This is a genomic window from Mucilaginibacter gossypii (assembly GCF_900100945.1).
Lineage (GTDB): Bacteria > Bacteroidota > Bacteroidia > Sphingobacteriales > Sphingobacteriaceae > Mucilaginibacter > Mucilaginibacter gossypii.
In genome coordinates, this window is sequence record NZ_FNCG01000002.1 from 97,446 (window position 1) to 122,451 (window position 25,006).

Below are 25,006 nucleotides of genomic sequence, written 5' to 3' on the forward strand. Positions count from 1 at the left end.
AACCCTTCTGGCATGCCGGAAAACGGAACCGTTCATTTACCCCTGATGAACGGTTTTTTGCGTTAATAAGAGTCTGTTTTATTACTTGTATCATAAAAAACAGATTAAAAAACGGGTTTTCTGCGTAAAATGCATGGTTAGTGTAAAATGTACAATAGTTGTATTCTGTACAATTAAAAATATTTTATTCGGTCAAATGGTGGCTGTTGTGGCTATAATTTCGATTTTAATTGTTTATATAACATTTAATTTACTTTCTATTTGTTGGATAAAAATGGGTTTTTCGGTCAATTTTGGCACCTGTACCAACCATAAATTATCAAATATTGCCCGTATTTTATCCTTTTAAGTTCATTTGTTAGCAAATTAAGTTAAGTAATTGTAAATTCAACAAGTGATAATCAAGTAGCAGATGAAAGTTTTACAATTTACTATCCCGGTTCCGCACGATAAAAGTGTGATAGCAGAAAAGGTTAGCTTACCTTATCATTACCCCTACCTGCACCGTCATAAAGAAATTCAGCTCACGTGGATCCAGCAGGGTGAGGGTACTTTGATTGCAGGAAATAACATGCATGATTACTCTGCAGGCGATTTGTTTTTAATTGGTGCAAACCTGCCGCATGTGTTTAAAAGTAATCCCGAATACTTTGCGCCCAATGCGAACAAGCAAATAGAAGCGCTTACCATATTCTTTAACCCTGAAGGTGCGCTGGCACCGCTGTTTAATTTACCCGAGTTAAAGCCAAGCCTCATATTTATGCAGCAGCACCAGCAGGGCTTCAAATTGCCTCATTCTGTTGTTGACAAAGTATCGCAGATCATGATCGCGCTGCAGAAAGCATCGGGGCCCGATCAGTTGATCCAGTTTTTCCATCTGCTTAAGGGGCTCACCAATATCAAAAGCAAATTGGATCCTTTGTCAACCTATGGCAATTTACCGGGCATAACCGAAAACGAAGGGATCAGGATTGGTAATATCTACAACTACATCATGCAGCACTATAGTGAGCCCATTACACTTGAGGATGTTGCTAAGGTGGCCTACATGACGCCGGAGTCGTTTTGCAGATATTTCAAAAAGCATACTGGTCATACTTTTATTTCATTCCTGAACGAGATCAGGATCAACGAGGCCTGCAAAAAATTGATCGCCCATAAATTTGAAAGTATCAACACGGTGGCCTATAAATGCGGCTTCAAAAGTATCACCAACTTTAACCGGGTGTTCAAATGTGTCATAGGCAACTCGCCGCGAGGCTATCTCGACTCATACAACAACAATCTTATCAGCCTTAACAGGGCTGCAAGCTAATTGCTACTTAATTTTCTTTACCTCAAACCAAATATATCGTGCTTATTAATACTAAAACAACCATAAAAGGTTTAGCCCTTTATGCCCTTACTTTTGGTGTCCTGACTGCAAATGCACAAACTGCTCCATCCAGCAATTTGTATGAGCAAAGCAGCGAAGTAGCCGGTACCATAATCAGGTACGGGCAGGACATGAATGCCATCCACGATTTTTATTCGCCCTATAATGTTAATGACCGTGCTGAAGAACAGTACAAACAAGATGTCATTAATTCACCCGAGCAGCGCAAAAGGCTCATTGAAGTTGATAACGATTATCTGAAACAACTGGAGCAAACAGATTTTAATGCCCTGAGCATATATGGCAAAGTTGATTATATCCTGCTGAAAAAGCGCATTAACTTTGATCTGAAAGATCTGAAAAAGGAAGAAGACCTTTACAGCCAGGCAGCCAAATACATCTCGTTTGCCGATGAGATTTACGCGCTTGAACAAAAACGCCGCCGCGGAACATTTGTTGATGGCGAAAAGGTTGCAGGGGATCTGAACAAGATCTTGAAAGAACTTAAAGCAGATACCACAGCGTATCGTAAACTTCCATCGGTGGATATGCCGGTGGCTAAAGTAACCAAAGCTGCTTTATTGGGTTTGAAAGGCCGTTTAAAGGACTTTTTTGGTTTCTATAATAAATACGATCCTTCGTTTACCTGGTGGGTACCTGAACCTTATAAAGCCGTTGACAATGCGCTGGAAAGGTACAGCGAGTTAGCCATTAGTAAAGGAAAGCTGAACACCAGCCAAAAAAGCGATAGCAGCGGTATAAAAGGCGTACCTATTGGCAGGCAAGAGCTGATTAATCAGTTACAGGCCGAGATGATCCCTTACACGCCCGAAGAGCTTATTAAACTGGCTAACAAGGAGTTTGCCTGGTGCGATAAGGAAATGCTGAAAGCATCGCAGGAAATGGGTTTTGGCAGCGATTGGAAAAAGGCCCTCGAAAAAGTAAAAAACAGTTATGTGCCGGTAGGCCATCAGCCCGAACTAATTGTTAAACTATATAATGATGCACTAAGCTTCATAAAAGAGCGCGATTTGATCACGATACCGCCATTGGCCGAGGAGACCTGGGGCATGGTGATGATGTCGCCGCAAAGGCAGTTGGTTAACCCGTTTTTTACCGGTGGCAAGGAGATTAGTATCTCATACCCAACCAATACCATGCAGTATGACGACAGGCTGATGAGCATGCGGGGCAACAACCCTTACTTTTCAAGGGGGACGGTGCAGCACGAATTGATTCCCGGTCATAACCTGCAGTATTTTATGAACAGCCGGTATAAAGCTTATCGCCAGGATTTCGGTACCCCGTTTGCAATTGAAGGCTGGGCTTTATACTGGGAGCTGTTGTTATACGACAAAGGCTTTGCCAAAACCCCCGAAGAACGTGTAGGCATGCTGTTTTGGCGTATGCACCGTTGTGCAAGGATCATCTTTTCGCTCAACTACCATTTAGGCAACTGGACACCTGAGCAATGCATCGACTTTTTGGTTGACCGTGTTGGTCATGAACGCGCTAATGCCGAAGGCGAGGTAAGGCGCTCGTTTGAAGGCGGCTATAGTCCGCTTTACCAGGTAGCATACCTGTTAGGTGGTTTGCAGTTGACAGAATTGAGAAAAGAACTGGTTGACAGTGGAAAAATGACCTATAAGCAATTCCACGATGCTGCCATTAAGGAAAATCTGATTCCTGTTGAGATGCTTCGGGCAACATTGACCAATCAAGCATTAACTAAAGACTTTACAACAAGCTGGAAGTTCTACGACTTCAGAGGCAAATAGTTAATAAAACAGCATTAATGGTAAGCTTTAAGCTTTATGCTTTCAGCTTTTAGCTAAAAAAATTATGGAGAACAGCACTTCTTTTAAGCCTTCGTTGCGGTTGATGGATGCCACCATGCTGGTGGCGGGCAGTATGATTGGCTCCGGTATTTTTATTGTGAGCGCGGATATTACCCGCAATGTGGGCAGCGCAGGCTGGCTGCTATTTGTGTGGCTTATTACCGGTTTTATGACCCTCACTGCTGCCCTAAGTTACGGCGAATTAAGCGCCATGTTTCCAAGGGCAGGAGGGCAGTATGTTTACCTGAAGGAAGCTTACAGCCCTTTGGTGGGCTTTTTATACGGATGGAGCTTTTTTACGGTGATCCAAACAGCTACTATTGCGGCCGTGGGTGTAGCCTTCGCCAAGTTTACAGCTTACCTCATTCCGCAATTAAGTGAAAGCATCGTTGCTATTGATTTTGGTTTTGTCACCATATCCCCGGCTCAACTGCTTTCCATCCTGGTGATTGTATTTTTAACTTATATCAATACCCGCGGGGTAAACAGCGGTAAAATAGTACAAACCATTTTTACCATGGCTAAGCTGCTGAGTTTGCTGGGCTTAATTGTGTTTGGATTATTCTCATTGAAAGCTTCGGTATGGAACGAGAACTGGAAAAATGCCTGGAGCATGCATAGCCTCAGCGCAAATGGTTCTATCGCTTCGTACACCACCATTGCTGCCCTGGGTGCAATAGCATCGGCTATGGTGGGCTCCATATTCAGCAGCGATTCCTGGAATAACGTAACTTTTATTGCCGGTGAAATTAAAAACCCTAAAAGGAATATCGGTTTAAGTTTGGCGCTGGGTACCCTGATTGTGACAGTGATTTATATATTAACCAATGTGATGTATACCGGCGTGCTTTCCCTGCATGACATTGCCAGCGCCGATAAGGACAGGGTAGGTGTAGTTGCATCACAGCATATTTTTGGCAGTTCGGGTACTGTGATCATTGCGCTGCTCATCATGGTCTCAACCTTTGGCTGTAATAACGGGCTTATCATGTCGGGTGCAAGGGTTTATTACTCTATGGCTAAGGACGGGCTTTTCTTCAAAAAAGTGGGGACGCTTAATAAAAACTCGGTACCGGGTTTTGGTTTGTGGTTGCAATGTGTGTTTGCGTGTCTTTGGAGCCTGAGTGGTAAATATGGCGATCTGCTGGATATGATTTCCTTTGTGGTAGTAGTTTTTTATGTGCTTACCATCATCGGGATCTTTATCCTCCGAAAAAAAATGCCCAATGCCGAGCGGCCTTACAAAGCTTTCGGCTACCCGGTACTGCCGGTTATTTATATCATTATGGGCATTGCTTTTTGCCTGTTATTGATTAAATATAAACCTGCTTATACGTACCCTGGCTTAATCATTACTTTAACGGGCATCCCAGTTTACTACCTGATAGGCGGCAGCAAGCAACGCAAAAGCGCCGAACTCCCGGTTGAAAGTTTGTAGACCGGGACATTCATTATATCAATTCATGAAAAAGATCTTATCGCTGCTATGGCTTTTAACTATCGCCATAGCAGCTTTCGCTCAAAACGGAAATTTTATTAAGCTGGGCACTGCAAAATTCTCTACCGGGAATGATGCTGCCTGGAAAGACGCTGCTTTCAACGATACGCAGTGGAAAAGTATCAAAGTTGGCGATGTATGGCAGGAGCAGGGCTACCCGGATTATCATGGCTTTGCCTGGTACCGCATCCATGTAGTTATCCCATCTTCATTAAAAAAGCAAGCAGTTTGGGGCGATAGTTTGCGGGTGTTTCTTGCGCATGTTAATGATGTTGATGAAACTTATTTTAACGGCAAACTGATTGGTAAAACGGGTGCATTTCCTGAAGATAAAGGCGGTTATATAAGCAAGTGGCCTGCCGTACGCAATTATTGCGTTGCAGCAAATGATCCGGCCATTAAATGGGACGGAGAAAATATCATCGCCATAAAAGTGTATGATGGCGGCGGCTCGGGCGGTATTTTTATGGGAGCTCCTTATATTGATATGCTGGAAAAATTTGATGGCATCGTTTTTACCCAAGCCGATATCAGCTTTCTACCCAACGCGCAGTCTGTCCGGAAATTAACTGTAGGCAATAGCTTTAAAAGTAATATCAGTGGTAAGTTTCATTACAGGATAGTTGACGAAGTGACCGAAAAGACAATCGCCGAAAAAACAATAGCTGCTAACCTTCCATCTCTGGGCAAAGAAACTTATACGCTTACCTTTCCGCACCGCGAAGGCATTAAACTGTTTTACGAGTTTACCGAAGCGGCATCGGGCAAAACCAAAACCTTTGCCGAAATAGCGCCGTATTTGCTTACTCCTAAAGCATCTTTAAAGCCAATGATTAATGGCGCTTCAGTTTTAGGCGTTCATCCCGGCTCACCGGTACTTTATAAAATTGCTGCAAGCGGACAACAGCCCTTGAAATATATGGTTAAGAATTTGCCTCAAGGTTTAGTACTTGATAATAAAACAGGCATTATAACAGGAACTGCACCTGAAGCAGGTGATTACAATGTATCAGTTTCCGTAAGCAATACTTTAGGAAAAAGCGAACGAACGCTAACTATTAAATCGGGTAAGTTATTAGCGCTTACCCCGCCCATGGGCTGGAACAGCTGGAATTGCTGGGGATTAAATGTGAGCGACGAAAAGGTAAGGCTTTCGGCTAAAGCTATGGTTGATAAAGGTCTTACTGATTATGGTTGGAATTTTATTAATGTGGATGATGGCTGGCAGGCACCCGCAAGGCTACAAAACGGAGAAATAGCCGCGAACGAAAAGTTTCCGGATATGAAAGTACTTGGCGCACACCTGCATCAACAGGGATTAAAATTTGGCATTTATTCATCGCCGGGTGCTAAAACCTGTGGTGGTTACCTGGGCTCGTTAGGGTATGAAGGGCAGGATGCTACCACTTACTTTAACTGGGGCGTTGATTATTTAAAATACGACCTGTGCAGCTACTCAGACCAAACGGCAGGTGATACCACATTATTCGCCCAGCAAAAGCCATATATGGTCATGCGCGATGAATTGGCAAAGCAACCACGGGATATTATTTACAGCATTTGCCAGTACGGTATCAAAGATGTTTGGAAGTGGGGCGCAAAAATGAATGGCAACCTATGGCGTACAACCGAGGATATTACCGATACATGGGAAAGCTTGTACGGCATCGGCTTCAGTCAAACCAATAATGCAGCCTATGCCAGACCGGGAGGCTGGAACGACCCGGATATGCTTATTTTGGGCAGGGTAGGCTGGGGCGAAAATCTTCACCAAACTAATCTAACGCCTTATGAGCAATATACCCACATGAGCTTATGGAGCCTTTTATCGGCACCCCTGCTTATTGGCTGTGATATGGATAAGCTTGATGAGTTTACCCTCAACCTGTTAAAAAATCGGGAGGTAATTGCCATTGATCAGGATGTGGCAGGCAAGCAAGCCGTACGCATGATTAACGATAAGCAGATCCAGGTTTGGGTTAAGAAACTGGCAGATGGGAGTAAGGCTGTAGGTATTTTTAATCTTAGAAAAAAATACACGAAGTATACGCTTGATCTTAACAGCATTCATGTAGGCAGGGTTAAAGTAGTGCGGGATATCTGGCAGCAAAAAGATATCGCAAAAAATGTTGCTGCTGTTTCCTGTAATATCCCGCCACACGGGGTAAGGTTTTATAAATTGATGTAAACAAGACTATTACCTGCTTGTTGAATACGGGATGTCTTGACCGTTTTTTAATCTATTTTGAGGATGTGTTGGGTAAATAAGATAAAATCCTGCTATAACTGGTTAGAAATCTTCAGTACATATCATAAAAGGTTAAATATATTTGCTTGCGCAAAATAATGGCGTAAGCCCTCGTTTTTTACTAAAATATCTGCCATGGCTAACAACTTTAAAGAAGAAAGCACCAAAGAAATAAATATCATTATGCAGCAATCGCAAAGCGCGTTTGAGGCTTACCAAAAAACAAGTGCCGAACAAAAGGCCCTGTTTTTAGAAGCTATTGCTGATGAAATAGAAGCAGTAGGCGATGCCCTACTGCAAAAAGCAGCTGAAGAAACTAACCTCCCGTTACCGCGTTTAAGCGGAGAACGTGCCCGTACCACCGGTCAGCTGCGTATGTTTGCAGGGATGCTGCGCGAAGGTAGCTGGGTTGAGGCCAGTATTGATACCGCTTTGCCCGACAGGAAACCGTTACCGCGTCCTGATCTCCGCAAAATGCTTGTCCCGCTGGGACCGGTTGTTGTTTTTGGCGCAAGCAATTTCCCATTTGCGTATTCAACCGCAGGTGGCGATACTGCAAGTGCTTTGGGTGCAGGCTGTTCGGTAGTAGTAAAAGCACACCCTGCCCATGCCGAAACTTCTGAAATGGTTTATCAGGCTATCAAAAAAGCTATTGTAAGCAGCAATATGCCTGAGCATGTTTTTCAACATGTACATGGTACATCCTTTGAAAGCGGTAAAGCATTGGTTCAGGCAGATGATACCGCTGCAGTTGGCTTCACCGGTTCAACTGTTGGCGGTTTAGCCCTGCTGCAATATTCGTCAGAGCGTAAAAAGCCTATCCCTGTATTTTCAGAAATGGGCAGCATAAACCCGGTTATATTTTTGCCGGATACTTTAAATGAAAACGCTGCTGATTTGGCCGTACAATATGCAGGTTCCATTACTTTAGGTGTTGGTCAGTTTTGTACCAATCCGGGCTTAATGCTTGCTATTGAAGGTGAAGGTCTTGATAATTTCTATAAACTTTTGGGTAATGGTATTGAAGCTATTAAACCAGCCAAAATGTTGCATGCCGGCATCCATTCGGCTTATGAGAAAAAGAGCCATGCGGCTTTGGAACAGGAAGGTATAACAAGTGTGGTAAAATCAGCTACCGAAGCTGTTGACATTGAAGCTCAACCAACCATCGCCCTGGTAAATGCCGAAACTTTCCTTGAAAACCACCTGTTACATGAGGAGGTGTTCGGCCCATACTCATTAATGGTAAGCTGTAAAGACGAGCAGGAACTAATCAACGTTTTAAAATCGGTATCGGGACAACTCACTACTACAGTAATGGGTACCGACGAGGATTTTGCGGGCCATTCAAACCTGTTGCAATTATTGCCGACCATAGCAGGCAGGGTATTGTTTAACGGCGTACCAACAGGTGTTGAAGTTTGTGCCAGTATGGTGCATGGCGGCCCGTTCCCGGCCACTACCGATAGTCGTTTTACAGCAGTAGGCATTAATGCCGCTAAAAGGTGGGTGCGCCCGGTTTGTTACCAAAACTGCCCGGATTCATTATTGCCTTTAGCCTTACAACAGGCCAACCCAACCAACATCTGGCGCTTGTTTGATGGCGAATGGAAGAAATAGTGAGCCGTTAATCATCATCAGATAATCAAATTTAAATTATACTTGCACATGCCGGTTCCTCAACAGAGCCGGCATGTTTAATTTTGCATTATGAAACTTCAACTTTTTGATCAGCAGGTTTACGTACAGCGCCGCAATGTTTTAAAACAGAGTATGGGCGCCAACGGTATCATCGTTTTGTTAGGGAACGAGGATAGCAGCATGAACTATAAAGACAATACCTACCTGTTTAGGCAGGATAGCAGTTTTTTATATTATTTCGGACTTGATGTAGCAGGTTTAGCAGCTATCATTGACACCGATACCGGTGAGGAAGTGATATTTGGAAACGACCTTACCATTGATGATATCGTTTGGACAGGCACCTTACCATCTGTAAGTGAGATGGCCGCGCTGGTTGGCGTTTCGCAAACAAGGCCTTATGCCGATGTAAAGCATTATATCCACAAGGCGGTAACCGGTAGCCGCCAGGTTCATATTCTGCCGCCTTATCGCCCCGAAAATAAAATCAAACTGGCCGATTGGTTAAACACCAGTCTGGAAGATGTGGCTGGTCGCGTTTCATTGCAACTGGTAAAAGCGGTTATAGCCCAAAGGGTTATCAAAACTCCGTTGGAGGTTGCCGAGATAGAGAAAGCCGTATCCATCAGCGTTGACATGGAACTGGCGGTAATGAAATATGCCCGTCCGGGTACAAGGGAGTATGAACTGGTTGCCAAAGCACATGAAGTGGCCATAGCCAATGATTCACGCTTGGGTTACCCGGCTATCATCACTAAACACGGTCAAACACTGCACACGCACTATTACGGTAATATCCTGGAAGAGGGTGATATGGTACTGAGCGATATTGGTGCCGAAAATGCCATGCACTACGGCGGCGATTTGACCCGTACCTTCCCGGTAGGCAAACAGTTTACCACCCGCCAAAGGGAGTTGTATGATGTGGTTTTAAATTCAATGGATCATGCCATTAGTATGCTGAAACCCGGTGTACGCTACAAAGATGTGCACCTGCAAGCCTGCCAGAAATTGGCCGAAGGCCTGAAAGCCGTAAACCTGATGAAAGGTGACCCGGCCGAGGCGGTTGCAGCCGGAGCACACGCCATGTTTTTTCAATGCGGCTTAGGCCACATGCTGGGCATGGATACCCATGATATGGAAGATTTAGGTGAGCAATATGTTGGCTATACCGATGCCTTGAAAAAAGAAACTGCTGTCTTCGGTCTAAAATCATTGAGGTTAGGCCGCGAACTGGAAGCTGGTTATGTGCTTACTGTTGAGCCGGGTATCTATATTATTCCGGAACTGATAGACCGCTGGCAGGCCGAAAAGAAATTCGCTGAGTTTATTAATTACGATGTGTTGAATACCTATCGTGATTTCGGCGGGATCCGTATTGAAGATAACTTTTTAATAACCGATACCGGCAGCCAGTTATTAGGTAAATATTTGCCTAAAACCCGGGAGGAGATTGAAGCTTTGAGAGGATAGCGGATAAATAAAAGTGATATGGCGCATAGTTGACTCACCCGGTCTGCGCTATGCTGGACCACCCTCTCTTCGCCTTTGGCGGAAAGAGGGTAAAGGAAAGAAGAGTAAAATCCCCTCTTTACGCTTGGGTAGAGAGGGGTGACGAGCGCAGCGATGTCGGGGTGAGTCGATACGGCGTTTAATTCTTTACTCGTGTCCAATCATGGGTTATTGTTCTAAAGAGATGATTTTTTAAATCCTTTGTTCGTTTAGTTTCTTGAGCTAACAGCATTCAACTTCAACTGAGCTCTGGATTTAGAGGTAACCCTGTCTTTTGTTTAATAGATTGATTATTAGTTGTTTATAGATTGAAAATCGAATTTCTGTTAACCCTGTTAACCCCGTCGACTGCCTTGTCGGCCCAGGCATAGACACTTCCTGATTTTATAATTCAAGCGAAGAACGCTTGGACCTGCGTGAAATTTCATAAGACATTAACCAAACAAAAGGGCCCGCATCCAAAAGGCGCGGGCCCTTTTGCTAAATGCCTGCTATGATGTGTTAATTTATGTAAATATAAACTGGTGGTGTTAGGTAACTTTACGCAACACTATTAACTTATGACAAGGTACCACCAATTTTTACTGTTAACCTTTTTTTTAGCAGCTGCAGGTCAATCAGCCAAGGCTCAGCAAACTAAAGCTACTCCATATTACCCCACCCACGCAGAAGTACTGCAAAACTATAAAGCAGCTGATGCCCTTGATTCTGCCTTAAAAAAGATTCCGCTTGTTACCGGTATCAGGCCTAACTGGCAGGCTGGGGGGAATGAATTCTGGTACGGTAAAAAAACTGCCAATAATCAAACAGCTTATGTTTTGGTTGATCCTGAAAAAGGAACTAAGAAAACCATTTTTGAAAGCAGTCAGTTAAGTACTGAGGTAAGCAAAGCAACAGGCAAACCTGTGAAAGATGGCGGCTTCCGTATTGAAGATATGTTTTTTAGTGCCGATAAAAAGCAGGCAACATTTAAAACAGGCGGTACCTGGCTTATGTGCGATTTGGGCACATTGCAATGCATTAAAACTACAGATACGGTACATCAAAGTTATGATAACGAGAAGCCGCTACAGGAACGCCATTACCGTTGGGAAGGTGTTAGCGCCGATTCTGTATCGCCCGATAAGCAATGGACTGCCTTTGTTAAAGGAGGAAACATCATTGTTAAATCGTTAAAAAACTCAACCGAAATCAAGTTAACTACGGATGGTAATTTAGATAAGCCTTACGGTGAGCTTACATGGTCGCCGGATAGTAAACATATCGTAGGTTATCGCATTGACTCTAAGAAAACAAAAGAAGTTTATTACTTGCTCAGTTCACTACCAGGTACCACAAGAGCGGTGCTGAAATCACATGAATATGATCAGCCGGGTGATGAGTTTACCTCGTATCAGCAGTATATATTCAATATCACCGATAAAAGCGCGATAAAAACCGATGCCGAAAAGATAGATTTTTTTGGTGCGCCTCGATTGCATTGGCGCGATGGCGACAGCCGCTATTTTACCTATGAAAAGGCAGATCGCGGTCACCAGCGTTTCAGGGTTATCGAGGTAGATGTTACCAATGGTAAAACCCGTAACATCATCGATGAAAAAACAAACACTTTTATTTATGAGCAAAGGATCTACACTTATTATGCCTCAAAAACGCATGAGATAGTATGGGTAACCGAAAAAGACGGCTGGCGTCATATTTACCTGGTTGATGAATTGAGCGGCAAAGAAAAATTGGTAACCAAGGGCGATTGGGTAGTACGTGATATTGATAGTGTTGATGTTAAGAAAAGACAGATCTGGTTTAAAGGAAGCGGTAAAAATGTTGGTGAAGACCCTTACTTTATGCACTATTACCGCATTGGTTTTGATGGTAAAAACCTGGTTGACCTTACACCCGAAAAAGGTAATCATAGCCTAAGCTTTTCGCCGGATAGAAAATATTATATTGATACATATTCAGAGGTTAATACTGCTCCCCGTATTGTAATCAAAAGCACTGCCGGCCTGAAAACGGTTACGGAACTTGAACATGCTGATTTGACCGGTCTTTTAGCTACCGGCGTCAAACTGCCTGAGGTGTTTGTTGCCAAGGCAAGGGATGGAAAGACGGATATATGGGGCGTGGTATATCGCCCGGCCAATATGGATCCCAATAAGAGCTACCCGGTAATTGAAAATATTTACGCCGGTCCGCAGGATTCATTTGTGCCTAAAAGTTTTTCCGCTGTGAATGAGATGCAAAGCATAGCCCAACTGGGTTTTATAGTGGTGCAGATGGATGGCATGGGCACAGCCAACCGTTCAAAAGCTTTTCATGATGTATGCTGGCATAACCTTGCAGATGCCGGTTTTGCCGATCGTATTTTATGGATGCAGGCGCTTGCTGCCAAATATCCACAGGTTGATATCAGCAGGATAGGTGTTTACGGTACATCTGCAGGCGGACAAAATTCTGCTGGTGCTTTGTTATTCCACCCTGAATTTTATAAAGCTGCGGTATCTGCCTGCGGCTGTCATGATAATCGTATCGATAAACAATGGTGGAATGAGCAGTGGATGGGCTACCCTGTTGGGCCGCATTATGAGCAGCAATCAAACATTACCAATGCCGGTAAATTGCAGGGCGATTTGATGCTGATAGTAGGTGAGGCCGATAACAATGTTCCGCCTGAGTCAACCTTCCGTTTTGCGGATGCGTTGATCAAAAACAATAAAATGTTCGACCTGCTGGTGGTGCCGGGTATGGGCCATAGCGATGGCGGTCCTTACGGTCGTAAAAAGAAACGCGACTTTTTTGTAAAGCACCTGCTTAACGCAGAGCCGCCTGCAAGAAACACGGATGAGTTGGCACATAATTAAATAAAATCCTCTACAGGTATTTTAATATTTGATAAAGGGTAGTTAGCTTTTGGCGTTGTGCCTTCAGCTTTTAGCTTTACCTATGTAACAAGGTACAATGCATAAACTTCAATTAACGGTTTTTCTTTTCTGGTATATGTGTTTGGCTGTATTAAACAGTTTTGCACAGCAACAATCAGCAACAGTGCCAGGTAATGGTAATCCCATTATTCCCGGCTACTTTGCCGACCCAACTGTACGCAAGTTTGGCGATACCTACTACATTTATGCTACCACCGATGGCAACGGCGGGGGGCATGGCCCATCACAGGTTTGGACATCCAAAGATTTTGTGAACTGGACCATGCATGATATGAACTGGCCAACCTCCAATTACTATTGGGCCCCCGATGTTATCAATGGTAACGATGGTAAGTTTTACATGTACTACTGCCAGCCGGTTGATATCTATGGAGCATCGTCAGCAAGCCCTACCGGGCCGTGGACACCCCTAATGCCCGATGGAAAATCAATGATCCCCAATTATTTTATCCCAGGGGTGATTACGCTGGATGGACAAACCTTTAAAGATGACGACGGCAAGATCTATATGTTTTGGGGTACCTGGGGCATCTATCCTGATCATGGTTGTGGCGTGGGTTTGCTAAATGCAGATATGCACACCTTTGCCAAAACGGCAAAGATTCCGAATACCATTGCCAAAGATTTTTTTGAAGCACCTTTTATGTTTAAACGTAAAGGCATCTACTATTTCACCTACTCGTCTGGTTTTTGCGAAGATTCTACCTACCGGGTACAATACGCCATCAGCAAAACCGGGCCGATGGGGTCGTTTGAGTTCGGCAAAAATAACCCGGTGCTGAGTACCAACAGTGATGGCACTATTCACGGGCCTGGGCATGAGTCGGTAGTGCAGGTTGGGGATGATTTTTATATGGTATATCACCGCCATAATAACCCGCATTCAAACGGAGGTTATCACCGGCAGGTTTGTGCGGATAAGATCGTGTTTGACTCAGATGGCAATATTGAAAAGATTGTTCCTACCCATCTTGGCGTTGGGCTATTAGGAAAAAGCACCATTAATGCTCCCGACGAAGCTTATCAAAAAAAGGTCACTGCCTCATCTTTTTACAACGAAAATTATAAACCCTCATTTGCGGTTGATAATAATAATGGCACCTTATGGAAACCAGCAGATAACAGTCGTAGCCCTGCCTGGATCACCATCGATTTAGGTTCGGTAAAAACGGTACAACAGGTTTTGACCCAATTTGAATATGCAACATGGTACTATCAATACCTGGTAGAATCATCGGTAGATGGTAAAACTTGGAAGTTGTTTGCTGACAGGAGGGAGAACAAACAACATGGTTCGCCGATGGTAGATTCAGGAAATGCCCAGGCCCGCTTTATCCGCTTAACAATTACCGGCACGGAATATCCGGGGCTATATAAAGCGATTTGGAACGTGAAAGTTTATGGCGAACGGGTAGTAACCGGAGATCTTACTTCTGCCGATAAAAAAGAAATATCAAAAGCTGTAGCTCCAGACGAGAAAGAAGGTTTATTGGTAAACCTAAACACCGATAATCTTCAGGCGGGCGAAGCTCTATCTCAATGGACTAACAACGGCGCGTTGGGCGGTAGTTTTACTGCAACTGGTAAACCTCCGGTTATTGATATTATTGCAGGTAAAAAAGCTGTGGTGTTTATTGGTACGCAGTCGCTTGAATCAACGGTGGCGGTGCCCCGGTCGCTTGCAGGTAATAACAGTTATACAGTATGGTACGAGGTTTATGCCGATCTGATCAAAGACGAAAACCCGGTATTAAGCTGGACAAACGGCGAATCGGATCATCGCAGCGCTACTTTTGGTTTCGGAAGCAATAAAACAGCCGGTGCCGTACAACATTTTGGCGTTTCCGACTTTCAATATAAAACAATGCCTGCAGCCGGCAAATGGCACCAGGTGGTTGTTACGTTTGATGGCTCAGTTGAAAAACTATTTGTCGATGGCGAGCAGAACAATGCAGAAAACAAGATGCTGTTTCTACAGCTTGCAGATAAATTTATTATCGGGGCAAAAACAAATCGTTCAGCATATTTTTCAGGCGCTATTTCGTCGCTTAAAGTTTATAACAGGCCAATGGCCGATAGTGTCATAAAACAATGGGCTCTGCATCCTACAAAATCTGATATTGCCCTTTACCTCGATGCCGCAAAACTTAATTATGGCCGGCTTCAAAAATGGACAAATAACGGCGATGCAGGCGGGGCTTTCTTATCTGCTGAAGGGCAGGGAGCAGAAGTAACGGATATAAAAGGAAAAATTGCTGTTAGTTTTAATGGCAACAGCCCGCTTGTATTTAATAATTTTGTTGATATTAATAACAAAAAAGGTTATAGTGTAGTCTTAAGTGTTTACCAAAACGCATCAACGCAAAGCGGCGCGATACTGAAATCACAATCGTTGAAAGGGGCTTTCATCAATGCCGGTAAATATCTGAGTGCGGACCAATGGCACTATGTCATAAAAACTGTTAGTGGCAATGCCGCTAAATTATATGTAGATGGTGCTATAATAGCAACAATATCAAATACAGATAAGCTCACCGGCAAGCTTTTACTGGGCGATGGTTTTAATGGTGCGGTATCTAATCTTGTGGTCTATAAACATAGCTTATCATCAGCAGAAATTAAACAATTGAGCCTGGGTTGGAAACAGAACTATCATCCGCCTATAGCAGGTTCGTTTGCATTTAAAGCTGCTCCGACGGCTGTAACACCCGGCATGGTTGAAATGGAAGCGCCTGCATATGCTTCTGTAAAATCAAACCTCCAATATGATTTTATTAACGAGACAGATAACAGCAAATCAAGCGGCTGGCAGGCTGATCCGCATTATATCAGTTATGGGCTTTCGGCTGATAAAAATTATAGCTACTCTTTTAAAGTTAAAGACAACTATGGTAATGTAAGTTCAAAAACTGCGGCATTGCCGGTGAGTACAGCTTCGATCTTATTTAATGCCGTTGCAGATGGGTTTACAATTAATAGAGACTTTGTGACTAATGGCGTAACCGGCACTATATGGAATGGTTTGATAGGCGGGGACAAGCCGGAGAATAAAGTATCTATCAGTGATAGTTTGCTTACGTTGGAATCAAAAGGTTCAAACTGGGATGGGAATTTGCCTTATGGGCCATTTTTATACAGGAATGTTTCGGGTGATTTTGTGGCCGAAGTAGAAGTAGCCGACGTAAGCGGTTTAAAGGAAAAAAAGGTGGCCGGCAACAGTGATATGGGATTAATGGTACGGAAAGTCAAACAACCCGGTACTGAAGGAAGCGAAAACCTGATCCAGAACAGTATTTTCCCGGCCTGGAACTGTGGCAATATGCTCACCAATTTTAAAACCGGCGACCGCATGCAAACCAATACTCAAACCGGCTGGAATTACAACCGTTACCTGCAGATCCAAAAGTCGGACGATGTGTTTTACATCAGAAGCGGCAACGACGGCATACATTGGACCGATCTGCCCGGAAGCCCGGTTGTTAGGCCTGATTTAATTGGTGCTGATCTGCAAATCGGCCTTTACCATAGTACCTACGGGCCGCACCGCTCGTATGTTAAATTCTCCAATTTTAAACTCATCAGCAGGAAATAAATATGTAATCCGCTGTTTGGGGCTCTGAAACTAAGCAAGTAAGCCATGTTTAATTAAAAACATGGCTTACCAACAGCGCTATAATCTCGATTGTTTAGTGGATAGGCAGGACTCTGACAAATGTACCGGACGCATTAAAAATTAAAGCGTATTTGGTATTGTTTGATGTAATCAATACAACGTAACCTTGCAGGGTTCCGCCGGGGCTTTCAGAAAATGCTTTATCAAATACGTAGCCCGGATAAGTAGCAGTAAGATAAGTGGTAATAGCAGCCGGTAAGTTAGCTTCAGCTACTACGGCATGTTTTAAATCGTGTTTTTCTATCTGAATACGTTTTACAAGTTTGCCTGCTGCGGTTACCGTTGTTGAGTAAAGTACCCCGTTCTGGCTTATCAAAATGTATACGTTATCGGGTGCGATAGAGGCATGCAACAAAGTATCTGTTGGATAGGTTGTTGAAAAATAGTTGCTCACAGCAGAAGGAAGGGCCGAAATGGCAATGGTATCGCGGTGTTTACTGTCACGATTATCAAAGAATCCGCCTAAGTGCCATCCTGGTCCTTTAAGGTCAACACCTTCGCGTTGCTCAAGGATGCTTACAAACGTACCAGCAGCAGTGAATTTGAGGCCAACCAAAGCGCTGTTGTATTTGATAACCACAATGTAGTTGATAACTGTATTAGTACTATCAGTAATGGAGTATGCTTTTTTGAATGTATAACCGCTGTAATTGGCTGTAAGGTAAGTGCCAATAACTGTAGGTAATGTGCTAAAAGCAACGGAGTCTTTGGTATCATGCTTGCCATAGCAGCCAACCATATAAACGCTGTCGGTAGTAGTTCCGGACGATGCAAGGCTAATAGCGATGGCGCCGGTTGATGTGACGGCTGATGACGAAACGCTGCCGGCCGAAGCTGATTTTGAAGCGTTTTCCTTTTTACATGATGCCAGGCCGATTATTGTGCCGACCATCAATAGTGAGGCGTAAAATGATTTCATTTTCATAGAATTAATTTAAATTGATAATTAGCGCTGCCTTTTTTCGGACAGGTTTAATTAAAATTAATTTGTAAAATCGGGTCGTCGGGAAAAGTGTCGACAAACAGCGGATTTAAATCGATGTATGAGGATACAATGTAGAGACGCATTCACATGCGTCTGCTATATGCAAGTTACCTCATGTTAAGCGCTGTGAGGTGTGCTTTATCTCGCGAGAGATGCATCAAATGTGTCTCTACATAAAATGTTTTGGTAGTTTTTTTAGTTACACCTGGCTAAGCCATCAGTACTCGAGGCATCTGCAGGTTTAATGATCAGCGCTTTTTCAAAAAAAGGTTTCGCTTCAGCTTTTTTTCCAGCCATAAGCATCGACCAGGCCAGCATGTGGTTGCCGTCATAATCAAAAGGGTAAAGCGTTACTACTACTCTGAAAAGCTTAATAGCGGGTTCGTATTGTTTGCGGTTATAATAAATTACGCCTCCCCAATAATTAGCCTGCGTGTTTTGCGGGTCTATTTTCAGGATAGCAAGATATTGTTCCAGCACTTTATCCCAGTTTTGCAAAAAAGAGAGCGGCTTTATATAACCAAACTTAGCCTCAATAGCGCCAGGCTTCAGGTTAACTGCTTTTTGATAATAAGTTTGCGAAGCAGTGTAGTTTTTATTGAGGTAATGGAGCCAACCCAGCCTGATGGCTATCTCATAATTATTTTCCGAATAGTAAGGATAAATATCGGCAATGGCAGCAACGTAGTTTTTGTTTAATTCATTGGTATAACTGTTGTGAAAAGCTTTTTGAAGCACCACATTTGTCTGTGCCTGCAATTGTGCTGCAAATACAAATAAAAAAATGGGAATAAACGTCTTCTTTAAAATTTCCATGTTATACCTAACGTAACAGAGTTTTGGTTATAGTTAACAGCCCGGTAAATGTCTGTTTTCTTTTCATAAAAGTAATTTAAATTCAATAAGGCATGGTTACCTAACTGATAAAAAACGCTTTCACCGCATTTAAATTTTGTAGGATCGATAGCGTTATACACATAAAGCCCGTCCGCATCCAGGTAATCATCCTGGTTGCCAAAAGTAGCGACTGTTTCCAGCCACGTTTTATTTAATACTTTAAATCCTACCGACTGACTATAAATGAAATGAATTACTCCGCTTAAATTCAGTACCGATGCCCTGCTTGTGGTGTATAGATTCAAGTTTCCCAGTGGATAAAAATCCACTTTGGCATCATATTGTTTTAGGGTTTTATTAATGAGTTTGCCAAAGTTAATATCGCCCTGCAAATCAATGTAACGGGTATCATATTTTACTCCTAACAGCCCAAGGTTACTTTGGTAAATATTGCTCCGGTAGCTGGTATGTAAATAATGGTACGCGCCAAGTAAACTGATGTTTTTAGTGAAAGAATATTTCGTTTTAGCATAATATTCAAACTGGCGGTCGGTTTTGCCTGTTTGATTAAAGTAATCAATATAGCCCGATCTGAATATATTCTGTTTGAAAAACATAAATGATTGGTCCAACTGCAAACGCCACGATAATCTTAAACCGATACCCGCGCGTTCAAAAAAGCCGTTGTCGCGTTCGTTGCTATTAGGCAATTTTATGCCACTTTCTAAAACCGCATCAGTTAAACCAAAGAGTGATAACTTGATAGCACGCAGGGTTGCTGTGTCTAAATGCGATGCATTGTAAAACGCAGCGTTATTGTTGTTGATGTAGGTGTTGCAGTAGTAAGCATATAAATATGCAGTTACATTTTGCGGTTCTTGAAGTAAAACCTGGTTAAACTGATAAATGGCAGCTTTGTAATTGCTGGTAAGCATATAAGCGTAGCCTGCCTTAAAGCGTAAAGCGGGCGAGTCTACACTATCGGCAACCGATTGATTTACAAACCTGATAAGTTGTTTCCAGTTGCCGGCATTGTACAATTGTTCGGCGGTACTATCGGCCGTGGCAAGTTTATTATCTTGTGCACGGGTTACAAGAGCAGCAAATAGCAAGGCAAAAAGTATGGTTAATTTTCTGTACTCCATTGTGCTTCAATATGCTGTCCGTTTATATTTATGACGAAAGCCTGCAAACTGCCGTGGTCAACCAAAACTGTTGATTCAGTAAGCGGCATTGTTTTACCTGCAATTTCCTGGTATTGTTTGGATACAATATTTAGCCCTGTCTTTTTCAGCTGGATCCCGCTTTTATATTTTATGCTGATGAACCGGTAAAAAGGCGCAATAAAATCCTGCAGCCAAAGCAATGTTTTGTTATGGGTAAGCGGTACCGGAAACTCATCATTAGCCTGGATATATCCTGCATCGTTAAAAATAACTTTATATGCGGCAAGGTAAAAATAATGGAGGAGCGACGTTTTATCGCCATAAAAGCTGGTGAAGTAAAACATAGTGCCGTTATTAATAAAATAAGCAACGGCACCGGTTGTTTTGCTGTAGATGTATGACTGTCCTAATTCATCTTTAAAAACTTCCCATTCTTCGGTTGCGCCGTTTTCGTTAACTAATTTAGATAGGAAGCCCGGTTGCAGATCGAATGCTTTTTTGAGCGGTGCATTGATTTCGGGGTTGCTTATTAATTCGTTTTCATTTGGGATACCGTAGCTTAAAAGGCTGCTTTGACCACCTTTTTTGGTAAAGTAATATGCGAGCGGATAAGACAATGTCTTAGACCCGATATAAGGGGTAGCCTGCAACTGGAAATGCAAATGCGGCTCTGGCGAGCGACCCGAATTACCGCAAAACCCCAGCAGGTCGCCTTGTTTTACAACATCGCCAGGTTTAACTTTTATCGAGTTTTTTTTGAGGTGGGATAGTTTGGAATAAAGCCCCGCGGCATGACGGACCACTACCGTATTGCCCCAGTTTTCTTTCAGGTTTTCTTCGCCAATATCATTATCTTCTACATGGTTTACAACCAGTTCTACAACGCCATCGCCGCAGGCCAGTACCGGCTTATTGAAACAATAAAAATGTTCAGGAAGGGTACCGGGATGCTGAAATGTTTTTTGTTCATCATCCGTAATCACAAAATCAAGCGCCTGGCCCCATTCGCCTTTGTGGGTAATGCTACCATTATAACCCTGCGAAACCGTCCAATAGCCCATAAACGGCAAATTGAGCCTCATGTATTTCAGATCGTTCAGCCTGTTTTGCAGGTTTAAAACATGGTAAAGATTTTTTTCGGGCGAGTAATGCTGTGCTATGGTTAACTGCAATTTGGGGTGATGACCGGTTAACTTTAAAAAATAGAGCAGGCTGATATTAAGCACGCAAAACGGTAACGAAAAAACAGGCAGCGCATGCAAGGCCATGAGTGTGGTAAGGGCATTAATGAGTATGAAACCCAAGGGGATGCAAAGAATTGCCAGTAGGTAAGAGCGTAACGATGGGATAGTGAAAAAACTGCTTATAGCCATTGAGGCCATCATTAAATTAGCACCCAGGTGGTAATAGCTGATGCCCTCGGGGTAGGTATGTGTGATGTTGTTAAACCCGCAGGCCGTTAAAAAACTAATGATAAGCAGGCTGAATGCAATGCGCGAATGTACAAGTATCCCCATAGCAATAAGCATTCCGGCTATGATATTATGCTGAAACAGAATTGCGCTCAATGAACGGAAAAATAAGCTCATCAGTTTTGGCAATGTTGTGGCAAGATAACCTTCGGCGCCGGCCAGGTTACCCGGGCCGGTGTAAATTTCTTCGAGCAGGGAGCTGCTTTTTTGTGATAATCCAGTGTTGAAGATGCTGTTGGATGCCAGCAGTACAAGCCAGAAAACCAGGATAAACGGCAGTGAAAGTATAGGTAAACCCGGTTTACCCATGCGCTTTGACATGATAATGGTAGCAAGCACTACCAGGCAACAGGCAACCGCCAGCCAGGTCACAAACATGAGATTAACCTGGAAAAAAGCACCAAATGCTATCCCTAATAATAAACAGTTAAAGCTGTAAATTCCTACCCGGTAATCTTCGTTATCCTGTTTTAACAATTTTGTTATCAGCAAAGAGAAAATGACACAACTCAACCCTGCAAAGCCGGATACCGGATTGAAAAATGATACCAGCAGCAAAATAATCCCTAATACCCGGTTTTGAGAAAAAAACAAAACCGAATAGGAATTGATGACGGTTTTTATGAATGCTGGAATTTGCTTCACTTGTTGTTATTTAAATGAGCGGGTACTAACTCTGGTTCGGCAGTATATTCCAATGTTTCGTTTTTGCGGATGAGATGCGTACGCAACTTCTCGTCTATCAACACAACAGCAGGCCTTAAAGTGATGAATTGCATCCATTGGGTCATGTTGTAAGCGCCAACCTTGTGCACTACTACCTGGTCGCCGGGATTTAGTAGGGGCAGGTTAATGCTTTCCCTGATCACATCAATGTTCATGCAAAGCGGTCCGTATATCACCATGTTTTCGGTATGTGCAGCAAAATCCTGGGCTGGGCTTACCTGGTGTTCATACCAAAAAGATGTAAACAGGATATTGACCCCAAAATCAACAATGGCGGCGCCTTTGCCATTGGCTAAACGTTTGTTGGCGATAACAGTGCCCAGCAGGTAACCGGCATCATCTATCAAAACACGCCCACTTTCCAATATCAGCAGCGGCAGATCATCATTGGCAAAGCCAAAATTGAGCAAAGCCGAAGTTATGACTTCAGCAAAGTCATCAATCGTCGGCACGGTATCATTTCCCGGCAGGTAAGCACCTTTCAATGTATTGGTTGAGGGGAAGCCGCCTCCCAGATCAAGATATTCTATTTTATGATTAAGCTCGGTCTGGCAGCGAACAGCCAGTTCGGCCAGTTTATTAGCCGCTATACCATAAGCATCGGCAGAGAGCATATAGGTACCGATATGGCAATGCAAGCCCACCAATTGCAGACTTCCCGAGCCTGTGATCTTTGTAACTGCCGACCAGGCTTCTCCATTTTCATAGTTAAAACCAAAGCGGTCCCAAAGTGGGTAAACGCCGGTATCCATATTTATACGAATGGCCACACGCGGTTTATTGACCAGGTTTTTACTTAATGTAAGCAGTAGGTTAAGCTCATCGAAATGATCAATATGGATCAGCGAATCATGTTCGATGGCCAGCTGTAAATCATTGATGGACTTGCCCGGTCCGTTAAAAATGATCTTGTTGCCAGGTACGCCATTACCTAAAGCTTTACGATATTCAAAGCCCGAAACTACCTCGGCCCAACTGCCTTCCTGGTGAAAAATCTGACAAACGGCGTTGAGGTAATTGGTTTTGTAGCTCCATGCAAATTGTACTTTTGGGTAGCGGGTGCTAAAAGCGCGGTATGCAGCCCGGTAGTTTTTGCGGATCTGTTTTTCGGACAATACGAACACCGGCGAACCGTAGTTTTCGATCAGGCTTTTAACCGAAACGCCATCGATACTTTTAAAGGGCTGCAAACCAGTGCGGGAGCCGAATTTGTTAAGGGCACCGGCCTGTAGTTTTTTTATATATGGTTTCTCGTATGGCAGCTTTTCCATCGTTATAAATTATAATTCGCCAAACGCCGAGATCTGCTGAAAATCGGCGATGTCGGCGATATGGTCCCACGAATACCGGACAAACAGTTTGCCGGCCTGGTAATCGGCATAAGGCTCAACGCCTTCACCCATCGCTATTTTAGCTAATGCCACAGGCTGGTTTTGGCCTGCGGCGGCAGTTAAATAAACCCATGCCGGAAACCGGGGGTTAATTTCCAATATGTATAAATGCCCTTCTGCATCGCTCATGACCTCTATTTCGTAGCCCCCTTTCCAGTTGCTTGCGCGGGCAAAGTTGTCGGCCAGTTGGGTAAGCTTGTCATCTTTAATGGTAACACCCGCCCAGGCTTTCCCTTTATCGGTAATATAAAGCTTGCGCATAGCCACCAAACTGATATTGTAGCCATTACCATCCCCAAGGGCTGAGATGTTGATTTCGTTGCCCTTGATGTATTGCTGCGCTATTATCGGTACGCCCCAGGCTGCATACAATTGATGAAAGGCTTTCAATGCCTGATCCATCGTGTACACAACATAAGCATCATAAAACTTACCTTTTATTACCATAGGAAAGTTGAACTCATCAGCCGCTTTTTTAATATCATCGGTTGTGTAAAGCTTATGATCGGCGGGCACATAAAAGCCATTTTTTGTGCCGAAATTTTTTAGGTTCACCTTATCTCTTAACGCCAGTTGCTGGTGTGTTGGGAGATAAGTTGCTATGCCCATTTGCTGCAATTGCGGCGCTATCTTTATAAAATTGAACAGCTCGGAATCAAAGTTGGGGATAATGAGATCAAGCTTTTCCTGTCCGTTTATATATGCCAAACGTTCAACAAGGGCTGCCGTACCTTCGGTTGGATAGGGGAGCTGGTAAGTTTTGTTTACCTGATCCCGCAGGTAAATTCCGGGCTCCAGCGATTCGTACGACAGGCCAATTATTCGCAAACCATCTCTAAAACACTCTTTTAAACAACGGATGACTGCCATCCCCGGCCCTGGATTGTCGTTTGCATTAAGCCCGGTAACAGCAATACATAAATTAGCGTACTTGTTTGCCATCATCCTTAAATTTCGAGCAGGTTTGCTTCTTTTAGCTGCAGCATCCAATTATCCCAATCGCTGTTAAGCTGGCTTTCGCTCACCTCGTATCTGCTCAGAATATCCTGCTTAATATCATCTTCGGTTTTGCCGCTTTTCATAGCCTCAAGCAGTTGTGCCGCCATACCGTTGCCGGAAAATGAATCGCCGGTGGCAGGGTTAAAAATAAACCCGTTTTCGCTGGTGGCTATGTTGCTTTTGAGTTTCATTTTATAAGTACAGGTTTGTTTAATTAATAAAAGCTAAACTTAGCAGGTTTATATGAGTTTACAAAACCGGCTTCAGGATGCCATCAGGTATTCTATCCTTGATGCAAGCACTTCCATATCCAGCGGTTTTACAAACAAGGCATCGCATTTATAGGAGTCGGCCTGTGCTTTTTTTGTTTTAAAAGCGGTTACAATAATGATAGGTACATTGCACAGCTGCTTATCGTCCTTAAAGTCCCGGCAAACCAGTTCACAATCATTATCTAACAACAAATAATCCAAAATGATCAAATCCGGATTAATCATTTTAGCTTTATCATATATAGCATTAGGGTCAAAAGTTAAATGCACATTAAAATCACCATAGTACATAATGTCATCAATTACCGATAACATCCGGCTGTTTTTATCAAGTACTAAGATGGTTTTTTTATCGCCTGCTGTTTTCATGACTTTAGGGATTAGTATCAATTTTAATAATATAAAGTTGAGGCTATTTAAGGGGCTGTAAA

16 protein-coding genes are annotated in these 25,006 nt (G+C 43.2%); 8 read left to right on the forward strand and 8 right to left on the reverse strand.

The genetic code is table 11. From position 1 onward, the window contains the following. The first annotated feature begins 412 nt into the window (after positions 1-412). From BLS28_RS03885 to BLS28_RS03920, 8 genes are all read left to right on the forward strand, one after another. Positions 413-1,315: an AraC family transcriptional regulator gene (locus tag BLS28_RS03885; protein WP_091162996.1), complete on the forward strand. Its 903-nt coding sequence runs from the start codon at positions 413-415 to the stop codon at positions 1,313-1,315. Positions 1,316-1,353: 38 nt separating this feature from the next. Further along, a complete protein-coding gene (locus BLS28_RS03890) occupies positions 1,354-3,153 on the forward strand; it encodes a DUF885 family protein (RefSeq protein ID WP_256337340.1) in 1,800 nt (599 codons plus the stop codon). Positions 3,154-3,217: 64 nt separating this feature from the next. Next, on the forward strand, positions 3,218-4,651 hold the full coding sequence (locus tag BLS28_RS03895) for an APC family permease (RefSeq protein ID WP_091162997.1): 1,434 nt from the start codon (positions 3,218-3,220) through the stop codon (positions 4,649-4,651). Between the two features lie 25 nt (positions 4,652-4,676). Beyond that, on the forward strand, positions 4,677-6,899 hold the full coding sequence (locus tag BLS28_RS03900; RefSeq protein WP_091162998.1) for a putative Ig domain-containing protein: 2,223 nt from the start codon (positions 4,677-4,679) through the stop codon (positions 6,897-6,899). Positions 6,900-7,094: 195 nt separating this feature from the next. Next, positions 7,095-8,579 (forward strand): aldehyde dehydrogenase (NADP(+)), encoded by a 1,485-nt coding sequence (locus BLS28_RS03905; protein ID WP_091162999.1) that lies wholly within the window; start codon positions 7,095-7,097, stop codon positions 8,577-8,579. Positions 8,580-8,669: 90 nt separating this feature from the next. Beyond that, a complete protein-coding gene (locus BLS28_RS03910) occupies positions 8,670-10,073 on the forward strand; it encodes an aminopeptidase P family protein (protein WP_091163000.1) in 1,404 nt (467 codons plus the stop codon). A gap of 599 nt (positions 10,074-10,672) precedes the next feature. Next, positions 10,673-12,973 carry a S9 family peptidase gene (locus tag BLS28_RS03915; RefSeq protein WP_091163001.1) on the forward strand — a complete coding sequence of 767 codons (2,301 nt, stop codon included), beginning with the start codon at positions 10,673-10,675 and terminating at the stop codon, positions 12,971-12,973. A 97-nt stretch (positions 12,974-13,070) separates the two neighbouring features. Continuing rightward, positions 13,071-16,646 carry a family 43 glycosylhydrolase gene (locus BLS28_RS03920; protein ID WP_091163002.1) on the forward strand — a complete coding sequence of 1,192 codons (3,576 nt, stop codon included), beginning with the start codon at positions 13,071-13,073 and terminating at the stop codon, positions 16,644-16,646. 94 nt (positions 16,647-16,740) lie between these two features. Here BLS28_RS03920 and BLS28_RS03925 read toward each other — a convergent pair whose 3' ends face one another. The 8 genes from BLS28_RS03925 to BLS28_RS03960 form a co-directional block, all read right to left on the reverse strand. Next, on the reverse strand, positions 16,741-17,646 hold the full coding sequence (locus BLS28_RS03925) for a PepSY-like domain-containing protein (protein ID WP_176844365.1): 906 nt from the start codon (positions 17,644-17,646) through the stop codon (positions 16,741-16,743). 261 nt (positions 17,647-17,907) lie between these two features. Next, positions 17,908-18,528, reverse strand: a complete 621-nt coding sequence (locus BLS28_RS03930; RefSeq protein ID WP_091163004.1) for a tetratricopeptide repeat protein — start codon at positions 18,526-18,528, stop codon at positions 17,908-17,910. Next, the gene (locus BLS28_RS03935) at positions 18,516-19,694 is read right to left on the reverse strand and encodes a tetratricopeptide repeat protein (protein WP_091163005.1); all 1,179 of its coding nucleotides are present in this window, start codon (positions 19,692-19,694) and stop codon (positions 18,516-18,518) included. The genes BLS28_RS03930 and BLS28_RS03935 overlap by 13 nt, the downstream gene beginning before the upstream one ends. Further along, complete coding sequence (locus tag BLS28_RS03940; RefSeq protein ID WP_091163006.1) at positions 19,676-21,832, reverse strand: urea transporter; 2,157 nt, start codon at positions 21,830-21,832, stop codon at positions 19,676-19,678. The genes BLS28_RS03935 and BLS28_RS03940 overlap by 19 nt, the downstream gene beginning before the upstream one ends. Beyond that, the gene (locus tag BLS28_RS03945; RefSeq protein WP_091163007.1) at positions 21,829-23,184 is read right to left on the reverse strand and encodes a type III PLP-dependent enzyme domain-containing protein; all 1,356 of its coding nucleotides are present in this window, start codon (positions 23,182-23,184) and stop codon (positions 21,829-21,831) included. The genes BLS28_RS03940 and BLS28_RS03945 overlap by 4 nt, the downstream gene beginning before the upstream one ends. A gap of 9 nt (positions 23,185-23,193) precedes the next feature. Next, positions 23,194-24,249 (reverse strand): ATP-grasp domain-containing protein, encoded by a 1,056-nt coding sequence (locus BLS28_RS03950; protein ID WP_091163008.1) that lies wholly within the window; start codon positions 24,247-24,249, stop codon positions 23,194-23,196. Positions 24,250-24,251: 2 nt separating this feature from the next. Further along, positions 24,252-24,494 carry a PqqD family protein gene (locus tag BLS28_RS03955; protein WP_091163009.1) on the reverse strand — a complete coding sequence of 81 codons (243 nt, stop codon included), beginning with the start codon at positions 24,492-24,494 and terminating at the stop codon, positions 24,252-24,254. 72 nt (positions 24,495-24,566) lie between these two features. Then, positions 24,567-24,944: a response regulator gene (locus BLS28_RS03960; RefSeq protein WP_091163010.1), complete on the reverse strand. Its 378-nt coding sequence runs from the start codon at positions 24,942-24,944 to the stop codon at positions 24,567-24,569. Positions 24,945-25,006: the final 62 nt, after the last annotated feature.

Excerpts from the sequence above, each read along its gene's own strand:
- BLS28_RS03960 (WP_091163010.1), bottom strand. The coding sequence starts at position 24,944 with ATGAAAACAGCAGGCGATAAAAAAACCATCTTAGTACTTGATAAAAAC.
- BLS28_RS03910 (WP_091163000.1), top strand. The coding sequence starts at position 8,670 with ATGAAACTTCAACTTTTTGATCAGCAGGTTTACGTACAGCGCCGCAAT.
- BLS28_RS03900 (WP_091162998.1), top strand. The coding sequence starts at position 4,677 with ATGAAAAAGATCTTATCGCTGCTATGGCTTTTAACTATCGCCATAGCA.
- BLS28_RS03935 (WP_091163005.1), bottom strand. The coding sequence starts at position 19,694 with ATGGAGTACAGAAAATTAACCATACTTTTTGCCTTGCTATTTGCTGCT.
- BLS28_RS03920 (WP_091163002.1), top strand. The coding sequence starts at position 13,071 with ATGCATAAACTTCAATTAACGGTTTTTCTTTTCTGGTATATGTGTTTG.
- BLS28_RS03895 (WP_091162997.1), top strand. The coding sequence starts at position 3,218 with ATGGAGAACAGCACTTCTTTTAAGCCTTCGTTGCGGTTGATGGATGCC.
- BLS28_RS03955 (WP_091163009.1), bottom strand. The coding sequence starts at position 24,494 with ATGAAACTCAAAAGCAACATAGCCACCAGCGAAAACGGGTTTATTTTT.
- BLS28_RS03925 (WP_176844365.1), bottom strand. The coding sequence starts at position 17,646 with ATGAAATCATTTTACGCCTCACTATTGATGGTCGGCACAATAATCGGC.
- BLS28_RS03915 (WP_091163001.1), top strand. The coding sequence starts at position 10,673 with ATGACAAGGTACCACCAATTTTTACTGTTAACCTTTTTTTTAGCAGCT.
- BLS28_RS03905 (WP_091162999.1), top strand. The coding sequence starts at position 7,095 with ATGGCTAACAACTTTAAAGAAGAAAGCACCAAAGAAATAAATATCATT.
- BLS28_RS03950 (WP_091163008.1), bottom strand. The coding sequence starts at position 24,249 with ATGATGGCAAACAAGTACGCTAATTTATGTATTGCTGTTACCGGGCTT.
- BLS28_RS03885 (WP_091162996.1), top strand. The coding sequence starts at position 413 with ATGAAAGTTTTACAATTTACTATCCCGGTTCCGCACGATAAAAGTGTG.
- BLS28_RS03930 (WP_091163004.1), bottom strand. The coding sequence starts at position 18,528 with ATGGAAATTTTAAAGAAGACGTTTATTCCCATTTTTTTATTTGTATTT.
- BLS28_RS03945 (WP_091163007.1), bottom strand. The coding sequence starts at position 23,184 with ATGGAAAAGCTGCCATACGAGAAACCATATATAAAAAAACTACAGGCC.